Consider the following 13,870-nt stretch of genomic DNA (forward strand, 5'->3'; position numbering starts at 1 on the left):
GGCAGTCGGGAACGGAGCACGGTGCGCGACCGCGTGACCTGCGCGGCGGCCTGGGGTACCTGCTGGGAATTCCATAGCGGGCTGGCTAGAAGCCCGGGGGCCGGCAGGCGTAGTCCCGTCGTGCTCACCGCGCGGCAGACGCACCGTCCGGTGTCCTGGACGGTGCGCGGCCGCAGCACCATGGGCGGCGCGGGCTTTCGTTGGTGCGCTTCGGGCGGTCGCCACGTCCCGCCATCGCGGAGCATGTGCACTCATCCGCTCATCCCGCCCAACCCGTAAGCGGCGGACGCGGATCAGCGCTTCGGGCCCCGTGCTCGCGGTCGACCGGTTCGATCTGAAAATCTCGCCGGGGATGTTCTGCGGCATCCTCTGCCCCCTGCGGCAGGCGCCAGTCATGAACTAGTACACCGGACGGGAGATCGGCGGCTGACGGATGTGGGCGGGCGATCCGCAGGAGATCCTCAAGGGCACTTATCATCGCGTCCGCCGATTGGAGTTGGGCGCTGCCTCTGTCAGGCCCGCGGATGCGGTGTTCGGCGCGCTGATCGCAGTCAACGCCCAGGCCTGGACGGCACGACCCCGTGGCAGTCTCGCGTACCCGATCCCTTACCGGATGCTCGGTGCGGGACGCGGCGCGATCGCGAACGCCGGAGCCTGCTTCAGGGAGGCCGGGGAACCGGTCGGCGGGGACCGTGCGCCCGTCGCGTCCACTTGCATGCGGTGAACACGCCGGCTGGTGGTGAGTCGCCACTGCCAGCGACTCATCACCACACTTCAAACCGCTACTTCAACCCGAAGTGCGAGCCAGCGTCTGACTCATGCTGTTTCCCTTCGTGTCATGCGCAGTGGTACGCAGGCTTGCGAAACGAGCCTTGTGCGGGCCGTCGAGTTGTGCCTTCCGGCCGCCGCCGGATTGCCGTAGCGTCGTCTTGCGCCACTGGCACCGTCGTCATCTGAGATCTCCCGCGGCACCGGGCGGATCGCTTCCACGCCCGCGGCTCCCTCCATGTGCGAGGGAGTGACCGCCAGCCCGGTCCGCCGGTGCGCCTTGCCGGACAGGTCGGTGGGCACCACGTAGTCGAGCTGCACCAACGGCAGAGGCGTGGAAGCCGTGTGGTCCGTGGTGCCGGAAGTGAAGTCACACTCGGTGCGCGTGCGGGTCGAGTACGGACGATCAGGCAGATTCCGCCGGCCCTCGAGTACAAGGCGGTAGGGCAGGGCTCGGGTGCCACGCCGTCGTCGGTGATGATGTGTTCGTTGACGTCCTTGCCGAGGAGCCGGTCGCCCTGGTACAGGGAGATCTTTGAGGTGTCCCCGGCGGCCGAACCGACGCCCGCGTGAGCGCCGGAGTCTCCCCAGGCTGGCAAGACGGACGTCCTGATGATGTCGCTGGTGCGGAAGGGAGCCCGCAACCTGATGCCATCGTTGACGGGCCTCGGACGCTGGATGGGTGAGAACCAGTTCGCGCTCGTGCTACCGCGCGGCTTGTGGGGGCGCACGGCGCTCCGCTGGCCGAGGTCGGCCGTGGTCGCGTCGGGGACCAGCGGACGGCGGGCCGGCTGTTATCCATGAGGTCAATGTCCCCTGCCTCGCGACCGGGGTGGCGTTGCCGCGCGGTGGCATATGAGGGTCACGGGGTTGGCTGTGAAGGCGAGAGAGTGTTCCCGCTTGCGCTTGTAGCGACGGTGCCGGACAGCCAGGACACGGTCCGCTTCACGTCACCGCGCAGCTTGCTGAGCCGTCTGCCCGCCGTGGGCTGCGCCGTGAGCAGATGGGCGGGGTCTCGCCGACGAGTGGTTTCAGGCGGAGGCTGTCGTGCATGTTGGCGCCAAAGATGCCCAGCGACAGCAGCACCCCGTCTCGGTCGGTGATGAGGTGGATAGTCGATCCAGGCTTGCCGCGGTCGGTCGGGTTCGACCAGCTGCCGGGCCCGGTGCTGCCCCACACCAGGATCAGTCGATCGCGCGCTGCGGCCGGTGGCGCTCGCCCCGAACGCCGAGTTCGTCGAACATCACCGGTGCGGCCGGACCCTGTCGACGACGGCGTAATTCCCCGGGGCTCTGTTCACGTAGTTCCCCAGGTGCCGCCCCTCTTCAGCGGTCGATCGACCACGCAGTGAGAGGCGGCGGGGCACCCGTGGTCAGGATGTGTTCGACGACCTGAAGTGCGTCCGCCAGGGGCAGTGTGTCCTGATTCGGATACTCGTCGTGTTGTCCGTTCTCCAGGACGAAGCCGTCGCTGGAGCCGCTGGCTCCTGGGTCCATTGCGTGTTCGCCGGGATCGTCCTCGTCGTCAAGCAGCATCACCATGGCCCGCTCGGTGTTGCTGATGAAGGCCAGCGACCGGCCGGACGCACTGGTCAGCCATGTTTCAAGCTGTCCGGTGCTGATCCGTTCCCGCAGCACTGCAAGCGCCGCTGCGGCTGATGCCGGCGCGGTGCCATCACTGAGGACCCAGGGCTCGATCATGTGGGCGACCCTCTCACGCTGGAGTGCGAGAAGGTCGTTCTAGCTGGTCGGCGGCTTGTCGGTCGGGTTCTTGGGGCGCTTGTTGGGCCGGTAACTGGGGCCGTCCATGATGACCTGGTGGCTGGCGTTGATCAGCCGGTCCAGGAGTGACTCGGCGACGACGGGGTTGGGGAAGAGGGGATACCAGTCGCTGGGCGCCCGGTTGCTGGTGATGATCACGGACCGGCCCTGCCGCTCGGAGATGAGTTCGTAGAGGTCGTCGGCCTGCGGGGCGGTCATCTGACGCATGGCGAAGTCGTCGAGGATCAGCAGGTCGGGGCGGGCGATCTCGCGCATGCGCCGGTCCCAGGTGCGGTCCGCGTGGCCGCCGGCGAGCTCGGCCAGGATGCGGCTGGTCTTGGCGAAGCGGACGTTGGCGCCCTGGCGGATGGCGAGGTGTCCGAGGGCCTGCGCGACGTGTGTCTTTCCGACCCCGACCGGTCCGAACAGGATTACGGACTCGCCGGCGTGGAGCCAGCGCAGGGCGGCCAGGTCGCGGATCTGGGCTGCGGGCAGCTTCGGGGATGCGTTGAAGTCGAAGCCCTCCAGGGTGACTTGCTGCTCGAACTTGGCCTTGCGCAGGCGGCGTTCGAAGGCGACGGCCTCGCGGCGGGTGATCTCGTCCCGGCAGAGGACCTGGAGGAAGTCGAGATGGCCGAGTTCGCCGCCGTGTGCCTGGGCGAGGCGGGCGTCCAGGGTCTCCAGCATCCCTGACAGCCGCAGGGTCTTAAGCGATTCACGCAGTGCGGTGTCCATCACGCTCATCGTGCGGCCTCCTCAGCGCCGGTGTCCTCCTGGTGATCGTGGCGTTCGACCGAGGTCTGGGTGGGGCTCGGGCGGTACGTAGATGTTTAGTGGGGAGATCCATCCGTCGGCCGCCCGGCCTGTCACGGCGAGCATCTTCGGCTTCTGGGCGCCCAGCCACAGCTGCACCGGCGCGGACGCCACAGGGCCGGCGCGGTAACCCGTCACGGCGTGGTGAGGGGTCTGCATCCTCACCACGCCACCGGCCAGAGCCTGGTGCATAAGGAGGAGGGACTCCTCGGTGAATGCAACCATCTCCGCACCGCGCCGGGGCAGGCCGCCCATCGAAGCAATCGCATCGGCGAAGGCGCCGCCGCCGACTCCGAGCTGCACGCGGCCATCCGTGAGGATGCTCAGGGATGTGGCGGCCTTGGCGAGCATGGTCGGGGGTCGCAGCTGGAGGTCGGCCACGTCAGTGAGGAACGAGATACGGTTTGTCACTGCTGACAGGTGACTGATCAGCGTCCAGGTTTCCAGGTATCCGGGTTGGTACGGGTGGTCCTGGACGGCAAGGTAGTCCAGGCCGTCGTCGTCGGCCCGGTGTGCGAGCCGCCGGGTCTCTTCGAGCGCATCCGCTGTCGGGTTGAGGCTCAAGCCGAACGACAGCTCGTGTCCGTAGTCAGTCATGTCATCACAGTGCGGCAGCCACCGAACCCCGGCAAACGACCCATAAGGTGCTAACATTTAGTAAGCCGCTAAGGGGTGATCGCATGTCTCAACAGCTTGAGCGCGGATCCATTCATGACGAAACCTGCCCGAGGTTCCAGGAGGCTCTCGAAGTCGTAGGCCGCCGCTGGACGGGCTCGATCCTGGGCGCAGCCGCCCAGGGTGCCAGGCGATTCGTGGAGTACCGCGCGATGATTGACGGCATATCCGACCGCCTGCTCTCCCAAAGGCTCAAGGAGCTCGAACGCCAAGAGCTCATCAGGCGGAACGTGGTCCCGACCACGCCCGTCCAGATCACCTACAGCCTCACGCCCCTAGGCGAAGCCCTGATCGACGCGTTGCAGCCCTTGGTGGAGTGGAACATGCGAAGGGCCGCCGAGGGCGTCCATGCCCTCGTCCGTGAGGGCATGGACGGCAAACCTGCCTGAAGCCTTCCGCTGATTACCTCGCGCATGCGGGCATCCCGGTGGCGCGGTGACATCGGCGCCGTATGGCAAGGTGCCGTGCTGGGCGGGGGAGGGCTTCAGAGGCAATGACTCTCGAGTCATTGAGATCCGGGCGGACCGGGAGACGGGCTGCCGTCGCCCTCCAGGCCGCAGCTGGCCGGGACCTCGATGCCGTCACCACGTTCGCCGGCATCGTCTACGTCGCCTTCGTCGTGGACACCTTCTCCCGCTCTTCCCCTCGCCCGGCTGCATCCGCAGCGCCCGGCTGACGGTCTGGATCAACCAGGACGGGGACCTGCCTGAAGAGGGCGGCCTGTTCCCGGTGTGTGAGCGGACTCGGCGTGCTGGAAGTCGAACGCGAAGCCGCGCGGGAGGGGGAGCGTAGGGGCATCATGGCCTGGCTGCGAGCCCGGGCCGCTGAAAGTAGCGGCAGCGTCGTACGGCGTGAGAGGGGAGGGCCCCTGGCCGGGGCTTCGCCGTTTTCCCGTACCGGCTCGCAGCGCTGCAAGATCAACCACATCGCCCGTAGAGGGCCACCGGCGTCGGCGGCATCCCCGCCAGTCGGCAGGTCTTCGACATCGCCCCCCTCAACCCTTCGAGTGGATGGCGGCCTGGACCGTGCGGCACATGCTGGTCGCTGGCCGGGCTGAGATCGTGTCCGCCGCGGGGCTGTTCGAGGCTGCTTGTGCGGGCGTCGTCGAAGATTCAGGCTCGGGGTGAAACCGATCTCCCGAGTTTGGAGGAATGCCTTCCCACAACAGGGTTCGAGACCTTCTCGACCGGATGATGGGGATGATGGGTATGACCGCTCGTACTGCAGGTACGGCTCTCGCCGCCGGCGTCGCCGTCGTGCTGTCCGTCGTCGTTGGTGCTCCTGCGTTCGCGCAGCCGAAGGCGGCGGGCGGACAGGCCACGGTGTCGGTGCTGCACGCTGTGCCCGGCCTGACCGTGGATGTCTATGCCGGGGACAAGGAACTGCTGCCGGACTTCGCGCCGGGGACGCTCACCGATCCGATGAAGCTGGATGCGGGCTCCTACGACATCAAGATCTTCAAGGACGGTGAAGGCCCGAAGGGCACTCCGGCGATCGAGAAGACGGTCGAGGTGCCTGCCGGTGCGAACGCCACGCTGGTGGCTCATCTGACGGCCGACGGCAAGCCCGCGCTCAACGCTTTCGTCAACGACACGTCCAAGGTCCCCGCCGGCAAGGCGAGGGTCACCGTCCGGCACGTCGCGGCGGCGCCCGCCGTCGACGTCCGCGCGAACGGCACCGCGGTCTTCAAGAACCTGCAGAACCCGAAGGAGGCCAAGGGCGAGGTGGCGGCCGGCAAGGTGTCGGCCGACGTGGTCCTGGCCGGCACCGACACCGTGGCGATCGGCCCCGCCACTCTGGACCTGGCCGAAGGCAGCAACACGATCGTCTACGCCTGGGGCAGCGCCACCGACAAGAACCTCGCACTCAAGACCCAGACCATCAGCGGCATGCACTCTGCACCCTCCGGCGTCCCCGCCGGCGAGACGGGCCAGGCCGCAGCCCACAACCAGAACATGATGGTGGGAGCCCTGTCCCTGGGCGCGGTCCTCGCCCTGGTCGGCGCAGGACTCCTGCTGCGCCGGCGTGCCGACGCCAGCTGACCCCGCGACACCACCACTCTGCCTGCGCCGTCAGGTGCGCCTGCTTGCGGCCCGTCCGCGGCGGATGCACCTGACGGCCCTCACGGAAGGACTACCGACCATGGGCACGCCCCGAGCAGGGCACCGCACGACACTCGGGGCGGCCGCGGCCCTTGTCGGCATCCTGCTGTCTGGAGCAGCGATCCTCTTCGCTGTCCGGCCCGACGAGTCCTCAAGCGCCCTCGACTTCGGTTCTTCGGACCCAGGTACGACCACCTCGGTCACGGCACAGCCCCAGTCGCCCGCAGCGGTGCGCCCTCAGCCTGCCCAGCCCGCGAGCCGGTCCGGGGCCCCCGGGGCCTTGGCGCCGCCGAGCGAGCTGTCGATTCCCCGGCTCGAGCTGCGTGCCCCCGTAGAGGCGGTGGGCGTGGCCGGCGACGGGCAGATGCAGGTGCCGGAGGATCCGGACCGGGTGGGCTGGTACCGCTTTTCACCGGTGCCAGGTGCCGGGGAGGGGTCCTCGGTCATCGTGGGTCATGTCGACGCCGAGGGACGCGGTGTGGGTGTCCTGGTCGGCCTCAATGAGGTGCGCAAGGGAGACACGGTTGAGGTCAGGCGGAAGGACGGCGGCACCGTTGCGTACCGGATCACCGCCCGCCGCACGGTCAGCAAGACCGCTCTCGCCGACTCCGGTGCGTTCCGACGCGACGGCCGGCCCGTGCTGACCCTGATCACCTGTGCAGGACCCTACTTGCCTGACGATGGTGGATACCAGAACAATCTCGTCGTCACGGCCGTCGAGGTGACGCAGTGACGGCAGTCTGGGGCGGCGCGCAGGTTCTTGCGGCTAATGTTGCTGCCGTGACCACCGTGTCGGAGGACCAACTAGGCGAGGGGTTCGCCGACGGTGACGAGTCGTGCCTGCAAGAGGCCTACCGTTGCTGGGGAGCACTCGTCTACACGATCGCGGCCCGCAAGATCGGAGACGCCGAGGAAGCCAAAGACGTCACCCAGCAGGTGTTCGTCGGCGCCTGGAACAGCCGCAAGACCTATGATCCTCACCGCGGATCTCTCAAGACCTGGCTCATGGGCATCACCCACAAGAAGGTGGCTGACGCACTCGGCCGCCGCTCCCGGCACCTGCGCGATGTCGAAGCGGTTGCCACGGCGGCAGGCATGTCCGAGCAGTCGACGGCCGTGACGGAGTCGCTGCTGGACTATGTCGTGCTGACACGCGAGATGGAGAGCCTCACCGAGCAACAGCAACTCGTGCTGAAGTTGGCCTTCTACGAAGACCTGAGCCAGTCACAGATCGCCGAGCGCGCTGGACTCCCGCTAGGGACGGTCAAATCCCATACTCGGCGCGGTCTGATGCGTCTGAAGGAACGGTTGGAGGTGGACCGGTGAAGCACACCGATGAAGAAACCCTCGCGATGATGGCACTCGGAGAGGACACCGACCCCACCGTCTCGCTCCACCTGCACGAATGCGATACGTGCCGCCGCGAGTACGACACCCTCCGTCGTGTCGTGTCCGGGATGCCGACATCCACCGTCCCAGACGGCGACCTGCTCACGCCGCCGAACGACATCTGGGACTCCATCGCCGCAGAACTGCACATTCCCAGCCAGCCTCAGTCTTCAGTGCGCGACGACGACCGCCCCCTCAGTGTGACCCGCCCCAGGACGCTGCGGCGCGCAAGCCGTTTCACCGTCGCTCTCGCGGCATGCGCCGCGCTTCTCGGCGCTGCCTCGGGCAGCGCCATCACCTGGTGGGCGACCCACACCGAAACCAATGCGCCCCAGACCGTCGCCGACGGCAAGCCCCTCGATTCGCTGCGCGCCAGCTCGGCCGGCTACGCCAGCCTCACCGACCAGAGCGGGAAACGGTCGCTGGACATCACCGTCAAGGGCTTGCCCGAGACCTCCGGCTACTTCGAGGTCTGGCTCATGGACAGCAGCCACACCAAACTGGTCTCCATGGGCGTCCTCGGCCCCGACGGCCACGCCACCCTGCCCGTCCCCGACAACATCGACCTGAGCGAGTACTCCGTCGTGGACGTCTCCGTCCAGCCCTACAACGGCAAACCCGACCACTCCGGCGACAGCATCGTCAGAGGCGTCTACGCCGGCTGACCGCCGCAGAACAGCCGACAGAAACCGACCCGTCACCCAGCCGCCCGAGCTGAGTTGACCGGAGCGGTTGTGCAGAAGTGGCCATGTTCCGGCAAGCTGCGGGTATTGCCGGTGCATGTTGACGCGGTGCCTACCCGGCTGGCCCACGGGAGATGCGGTGAACCCGCTCCGGCCGACGACATCACCGACGACCGGACGTCCACCGGCCGGCAGCAGCGGGCTGTCACCCACGGATGTCCACCCATCCTGCGTCATCTCGTCGCCGCTGGTGCCCGCGAGGAACCCCCGCGCCTTGACCGGGGAGAGCTGAGTCCGGACTCGGACGAGGACGGGGGTTTCGCAGCAAGCGGCCGGCCGATCCCGCAGAGCGAGCGTGGTCGGGATCCACGGCGTGGAGCCGGGAGCCATCACAGGGTGGTCCCCCTGCAGTTCCAGGCCTGCGCTCTGCAAAGCTCGTGCTCGGTTCGTTCCTGGCGGGGACGCCTGGCGAAGCACGACGCGACGCTGCGACAAGGTCTTCGTGGCCGGTGGCACCGGTCGGGGGCGTCAGTCCCGGGTCAGGATCCGTGTGCGGAGGAGGCCGAAGGACACTCGGGGCGTACATGGCTCTCCCGAGTGCTCCCACGTGGTGGACGTGGCCTTCCGCGACGCCTGAACTCCAGGCCAGGGCAAGACGGTGTCCTGGGCGGTGCCGGCTCCTTGGACGGTTGATGGGGGCCGGGTAGCCGGTTGCCCGAACCCCAAGGAGACCGCGTCGGCCTGAGCCCTCACCAGGTCGTCCGCGAGATGCAGATGCTCCTCATGGTCCGAACCGGCGCCTGCCCCATCTGTCGCCGCGACATACCCACCGATACCAACCCGGCCCGGTCCGCTCCTCGCCGCATTTGACATGCGCCTGTCGGCATGTTGCTATGAGGCGCTGCTCAGCCGGACCTGGCTCACATGGCATGCCGCTCGAGCACCGCATGGCGGCCACTTGACCGGGGGTGGCGCCCCCGAACCAGAGCGAGGACCCATGCCGCAGCGCGCCGCGACCATCGTCGGCGGCGGGATCGGTGGGCTCGCGGCAGCCATCGCCCTCCATCGCCGGGGCTGGCGCGTCGAAGTGCTGGAACGGGCCCCGAAGTTCACTGAGATCGGAGCCGGCATCTCCCTGTGGCCGAACGCGCTGCACGCGCTGGAGGCGCTGGGCCTGGCCGACGCCGTCCGGGCGCTCGGCACCGCCGAGGCCACAGGCGGCGTACGCGACCGCCAGGGCCGCTGGCTGTCCCGCACGGACAACGCGGAGCTGGCACGCCGCTTCGGCCATCCCCTGGTGGTCCTGCATCGCGCGGACCTGCTGCGGGCGCTCACCGAGGCCCTTCCCGGTGACAGTCTGCGGCCGGACAGTGAGGTGTCCGCGGTCCGCGACGGCGGCCGCTGCCCGGTCGTCGATCACCGCGGGGGCGAGTCCCGGCCCGATCTCGTGGTCGGCGCCGACGGGCTGCGCAGTGCGGTCCGCCGCACCCTGTGGCCCGACGCGGCCGGCCCCCGGTACGTCGGCTACACCGCCTGGCGCATGGTCACCGAGCCCCTCACCGACACGCCCGCCCAGGGCGCGGCGATCTGGGGCCGCGGGGCGAGGTTCGGCTACACGTCCCTACCGGGAGGGCGTATGTACTGCTTCGCGACCGCCTCACTCCCGGCGGGAGCTGCCTCGGGCCCGTCCGAGTACACAGAACTGCTGCGCCGGTTCGAGCGCTGGCCGGATCCCGTCCCCGCCCTGCTGGCCGCAGTCCCCGCGGACACGGTGCTCCGACACGACCTGTACGACCTGCCACCGCTGCCCTCCTTCGTCCGCGGTCGGGTTGCGCTGCTGGGCGACGCGGCCCATGCCATGACCCCCAACCTGGGCCAGGGCGCATGCCAGGCACTGGAGGACGCGGTCACCCTCGCCCACTGCCTCGACGACACCCCGGACGTGGCCGCCGCGCTGCGCTCGTACGACCTGCTGCGCCGCCCGCGGACCCAGTCCGTCGCGCGCCGCTCCGCCCGGCTGGGCGCAGTCGGCCAGTTGTCGTGGCCGCCCGCGGTGCTGCTGCGCGACACGGCCGCCCGGCTGATGCCCACGCGGGCGACGCTGCGTTCCATGACGCCGGTGCTCGGCTGGACCGCGCCCGGTGACCGCTGACCGCGACGGAGAGCGAGAGCGACCGATGCCCGACTGGACATATCACCCGCTGCGCGGCCTGGCCGCTGCCGTAATCGGTCGGCGCCGTTCGCAGCGAACCGCCCTGCGCCTGCTCGCCTCGATCGGCTCCCGTCCCGCCGGCGCGCGGCTGATCGCCCGGGGGTTCGGCCACCGCCATCCGCCCAAGGGGCTCGCCGGCGACATCGCCGGGGTTCCAGTGACCGTCCGTCTCGGCATATCCGTCCCGCCCTCGCTCGCCCGCGAAGTGGTACGCGCCATGCCCCCGCTCGGGGCTGGTGTCGTCGAGGTGGCGCCCGTCTCGGCCGCCGACGCCGACACCGTACGTGAGGCCGCTGCCGGCCGCTCGATCCCACTCGTTGTCCGCGCCTGCGACCCGGAGGCCGAGGCCGCCCTCAAACCCTATGTCGACGGGTTCACGAGCAGCGACGACCCGCACGTGGTCCACGTGTCCGACCCCTCGGTCACCACCGCGGCCGCCGCGCTCGAGGAGCCGGGCGCCGTCGTGCTCGCCCGGCCCCGGGTGCTCGTCGCGGCCGGACCCGGCTGGTTCCAGCGGGTCACCGAGGCAGCCACGCCCACCGCGCCCGCTCCGGGGCTGCGGGACGTCGGCCGCGATCCACGCCGTTGGCCCACCTGGTGGTGGGCGCTACTGGTCGGGCTCGGTATGACGGGCGCCGGACTCGGTGCTGCGGCGATCACGCTCGGGCCGGTCCTGCTCTGGTACGACCGCGACTACCTCCGCATGACGGTGCACGAACTGCATGCCGCCAACCCCCACCTCGTGCACTTCCTCCAGCACGACCGGATCACGATGGCCGGCACGATGGTAGCGATCGGCGCCCTCTACACCGGCCTCGCCTGGGGCGGGATCAGACGCGGCTGGCCCTGGGCCCGCGAGGTGTATCTGCTCTCGGGGGCGATCGGCTTTCCCACCGTGTTCTACTTTCTGGCCACCGGCTTCGTGGAACCCCTGCACACGGCCACCACCATCGTCCTGTTCCCGATGTTCGTGGCCGCGGTCCGTCGGACCCCGCCTGCGCCGCGGTGGCGCCCGGCGCACGAGGGACCGGAGCCGCAACGCCGGCGGTCGCTGGTCGGCCAGCTGCTGCTGATCGTCACGGGAGCGGGGCTGTTCGTCGGCGGAGCGGTGATCTCGGTGGTCGGTCTGACCGGTGTCTTCGTGCCGACCGACCTGGCCTTCCTCGGCGCCGGCACGCAGACACTGCAATCCGTGAACCCCCGGCTCGTGCCGTTCGTCGCCCACGACCGGGCAGGGTTCGGCGGCGCCCTGATGGCCGCCGCGGTGGCCATCATCCTGCTCAGCGCGTGGGGTTGGCGGCGGGGGGAGGCCTGGGTGTTCTGGACCCTGGCCGCGGCCGCGGTCGCCGGCTTCCTGCCGGCTGTCGCGGTGCACGCCGCGATCCACTACACCGACTTCATCCACCTCGCGCCGGTCTACCTCGGCATCGCCACGACCGGCATCGGTCTGCTGCTCGCGCGTCCGTACCTCTGTGCCAAGGCGCCGGCGAGGCCGAAGGACTGACGGACCGCACCTCCGCACGGCCCTGCCCCGGGCCGACGTGCTCGCCTGGCCGCCACGCCACCACCCCCAGCAGACCGACGAGACCCCCCTCGGGCGCGCAAGGCGCTGCACGACAGGCCGCGCCGCAGCCTCGCGGGCGACAGGGCCGAGCAACTCGTCTTCGACAGCGGCTGTGCGCGCCGCGAGTGCGTACGCCTCCTTCGGGCCGAACTCGGCCTCGGCGACTCGGCTGGAAGCAGTCGCCCGCGGTGATCTTCTTGCCCTGTGAGGGGCTCCCGCGTCAGGGGCGGCCACTGACGGCCGACGGCGGCTCCGACCGCCGACCACTACCAGTCGGACGACGCGGTCCCGCCTGCGCTGGTCGGTCGCCCGGCGGCAGCGTCCTTCGCTTGACGGTGACAAGGGAAGCGAGGTGTACTCACGGTTCTTCAGTGATCTTGCATGGGTGGGGTGGCCATGGGGTGGGGGCAGAGACGTCCGTGGTACGGACGTGGAGCGGCACCGGCGTGCGTGACAAGCATGCTGTTCGCGGCGGGTTGCGCAGGGGAGGCCAAGGAGCCCCGGGCGAATGAGAAGCCGGCACGCCCGGCTGCCCCGGCTGCGGGCGGCAAGGTGCTCGGGCAGCAGGCTCTGCAGCGGGCGACGGTCACGGGGAAGGATCTGCCTGGGCGTGACTTCGATGCGCTGCCCGGACCGGCCCGGGCGGACAGCGCACCGGTCATGCCGGCGGTGTGCCGGCCGGTCGCGGACGCGGTCGCTCTGGCCAGTCCGGTTACGCCCAAGGCCCGGCTCAGGCAGGTGATGAGCGCCCTCGAGGGCGATCACGGGGGCTCCATGGCACTGGCCTCCTACACGCCGGACCAGGCCGCGGAAATCATCGCCAGACTGCGGACCGCGCTGCGTTCCTGCACGGCCTTCACCCCGGTGTACGGCTTCGCCTACGAGGGCGTCACTGCGCTGCCGGATCCCGGACTCGGCAGTGAGTCGGTGTCCTTCCGACTGCTTCAGCTGGTCTCCTTGGACGGTGAGGAACCGCTGAAGGTACCGGTCACGGTCACCGCAGTGCGGGTGGGCACGACCCTGGCGACTTTCCAGTCGGCGAACACAAGGCGCGACGGCCAGGCCGTCGTCCCGTCCGACGTCGTCTCCAAGCAGGTCACCAAACTCACTGAGGCGACCCCCTGACCGACCGCCGCAGCAGTTGTCCGGTCTCAGGCCCGGCAGTCGCTTCCCGGGGCCCGGTGGGTGCGCCTGCTGGTGGCCGGAGGGGCGGCCAGCGCGAGCGGGCCACCAACAGCGCGGTCCCCGGTGCGACCTCGCTGGGCCAGGTCCGCCGCACCCTGCAGACTCGGCGTTCCACCACCGACCAGCGCGTGCGCTCGGAGCGTGCGGCGCTGGCCCGGGCCGACGCCGTCACCGACAAGCTCAATGCCGAGGTCCGCTTCCGTGAGCGCCTGCCCGACCACGCCCCGCACCGCCCCTACCACCGCGGGGCAATTCCCGACTGGACGGCCGACTCCCACGCTCTCGTCCATCCCGACACCCCCGGGCACTGGGCCGGCCGCCTCTCCGAGCGCCTCCGCATCCTGGCCCGCTCGCTCGCCGACCGCGGTCACACCCTGGCAGGCTTTCCGCCCGCCTGGGCGCCCCGCTCGGGACTCCGCCGCCGACCAGCGCCCCCCCCGGGCGCCGTCACGCGTGGGCCACCACGGCTGCGCTGGTGGAACTGTGGCGCACCCGCCACACCATCACCGGCGTGCCGGGGCTGGGTCCGCGCCCCACCGACCCGAACGGCGCGGCGGCCTGGGACGGCCTGGACGCCCGGTTGCGCGCCTTGACCGGACGCCGCCGCCCAGCACACCTTGCGCCGCTCGATGCGCCCGCCTCCGTCATGATCGAGGCGGCCCTCGGCCACCTCGACACACCACCCCCCGGCGGCCCACTTCCCGACCATCCGGCCCTGC

Annotated in this window: 12 protein-coding genes; 9 read left to right on the forward strand and 3 right to left on the reverse strand. The window is 70.0% G+C overall.

Annotation, left to right across the window (positions count from 1 at the left end):
• Positions 1-2,093 precede the first annotated feature (2,093 nt).
• The 3 genes from QRN89_RS35340 to QRN89_RS35350 are packed head-to-tail and all read right to left on the reverse strand — an operon-like array spanning position 2,094 to position 3,938.
• Positions 2,094-2,468, reverse strand: coding sequence for a hypothetical protein (locus QRN89_RS35340; RefSeq protein WP_290353503.1), 375 nt, complete (start codon positions 2,466-2,468; stop codon positions 2,094-2,096).
• Positions 2,469-2,507: 39 nt separating this feature from the next.
• A complete protein-coding gene (gene istB / locus QRN89_RS35345; protein ID WP_290353504.1) occupies positions 2,508-3,272 on the reverse strand; it encodes an IS21-like element helper ATPase IstB in 765 nt (254 codons plus the stop codon).
• A gap of 12 nt (positions 3,273-3,284) precedes the next feature.
• Positions 3,285-3,938: an LLM class flavin-dependent oxidoreductase gene (locus QRN89_RS35350; RefSeq protein ID WP_290353505.1), complete on the reverse strand. Its 654-nt coding sequence runs from the start codon at positions 3,936-3,938 to the stop codon at positions 3,285-3,287.
• 83 nt (positions 3,939-4,021) lie between these two features.
• Here QRN89_RS35350 and QRN89_RS35355 point away from each other — a divergent pair, with 83 nt between their 5' ends.
• From QRN89_RS35355 to QRN89_RS35395, 9 genes are all read left to right on the forward strand, one after another.
• The gene (locus QRN89_RS35355) at positions 4,022-4,405 is read left to right on the forward strand and encodes a winged helix-turn-helix transcriptional regulator (RefSeq protein WP_290353506.1); all 384 of its coding nucleotides are present in this window, start codon (positions 4,022-4,024) and stop codon (positions 4,403-4,405) included.
• Positions 4,406-5,224: 819 nt separating this feature from the next.
• Positions 5,225-6,058, forward strand: a complete 834-nt coding sequence (locus QRN89_RS35360) for a DUF4397 domain-containing protein (RefSeq protein WP_290353507.1) — start codon at positions 5,225-5,227, stop codon at positions 6,056-6,058.
• A gap of 100 nt (positions 6,059-6,158) precedes the next feature.
• Positions 6,159-6,851 carry a sortase domain-containing protein gene (locus QRN89_RS35365; protein ID WP_290353508.1) on the forward strand — a complete coding sequence of 231 codons (693 nt, stop codon included), beginning with the start codon at positions 6,159-6,161 and terminating at the stop codon, positions 6,849-6,851.
• Positions 6,852-6,898: 47 nt separating this feature from the next.
• Positions 6,899-7,444, forward strand: a complete 546-nt coding sequence (locus tag QRN89_RS35370) for a sigma-70 family RNA polymerase sigma factor (RefSeq protein WP_290353509.1) — start codon at positions 6,899-6,901, stop codon at positions 7,442-7,444.
• Positions 7,441-8,172, forward strand: coding sequence for an anti-sigma factor (locus QRN89_RS35375; RefSeq protein ID WP_290353510.1), 732 nt, complete (start codon positions 7,441-7,443; stop codon positions 8,170-8,172). The genes QRN89_RS35370 and QRN89_RS35375 overlap by 4 nt, the downstream gene beginning before the upstream one ends.
• 1,015 nt (positions 8,173-9,187) lie before the next feature.
• Positions 9,188-10,342, forward strand: coding sequence for an FAD-dependent monooxygenase (locus QRN89_RS35380; RefSeq protein WP_290353511.1), 1,155 nt, complete (start codon positions 9,188-9,190; stop codon positions 10,340-10,342).
• Positions 10,343-10,367: 25 nt separating this feature from the next.
• On the forward strand, positions 10,368-11,906 hold the full coding sequence (locus QRN89_RS35385) for a hypothetical protein (RefSeq protein WP_290353512.1): 1,539 nt from the start codon (positions 10,368-10,370) through the stop codon (positions 11,904-11,906).
• Between the two features lie 510 nt (positions 11,907-12,416).
• Positions 12,417-13,091 carry a hypothetical protein gene (locus QRN89_RS35390; protein WP_290353514.1) on the forward strand — a complete coding sequence of 225 codons (675 nt, stop codon included), beginning with the start codon at positions 12,417-12,419 and terminating at the stop codon, positions 13,089-13,091.
• A 535-nt stretch (positions 13,092-13,626) separates the two neighbouring features.
• Positions 13,627-13,870: hypothetical protein (locus tag QRN89_RS35395; protein ID WP_290353515.1), on the forward strand; the 244-nt coding region annotated here is incomplete at its 3' end.

The organism is Streptomyces sp. HUAS CB01 (assembly GCF_030406905.1).
Classification (GTDB): Bacteria; Actinomycetota; Actinomycetes; order Streptomycetales; family Streptomycetaceae; genus Streptomyces; species Streptomyces chengbuensis.

Coding starts and splice junctions, on each gene's coding strand:
- QRN89_RS35340 (WP_290353503.1), bottom strand. CDS start 2,468: ATGATCGAGCCCTGGGTCCTCAGTGATGGCACCGCGCCGGCATCAGCC.
- istB (WP_290353504.1), bottom strand. CDS start 3,272: ATGAGCGTGATGGACACCGCACTGCGTGAATCGCTTAAGACCCTGCGG.
- QRN89_RS35350 (WP_290353505.1), bottom strand. CDS start 3,938: ATGACTGACTACGGACACGAGCTGTCGTTCGGCTTGAGCCTCAACCCG.
- QRN89_RS35355 (WP_290353506.1), top strand. CDS start 4,022: ATGTCTCAACAGCTTGAGCGCGGATCCATTCATGACGAAACCTGCCCG.
- QRN89_RS35360 (WP_290353507.1), top strand. CDS start 5,225: ATGACCGCTCGTACTGCAGGTACGGCTCTCGCCGCCGGCGTCGCCGTC.
- QRN89_RS35365 (WP_290353508.1), top strand. CDS start 6,159: ATGGGCACGCCCCGAGCAGGGCACCGCACGACACTCGGGGCGGCCGCG.
- QRN89_RS35380 (WP_290353511.1), top strand. CDS start 9,188: ATGCCGCAGCGCGCCGCGACCATCGTCGGCGGCGGGATCGGTGGGCTC.
- QRN89_RS35385 (WP_290353512.1), top strand. CDS start 10,368: ATGCCCGACTGGACATATCACCCGCTGCGCGGCCTGGCCGCTGCCGTA.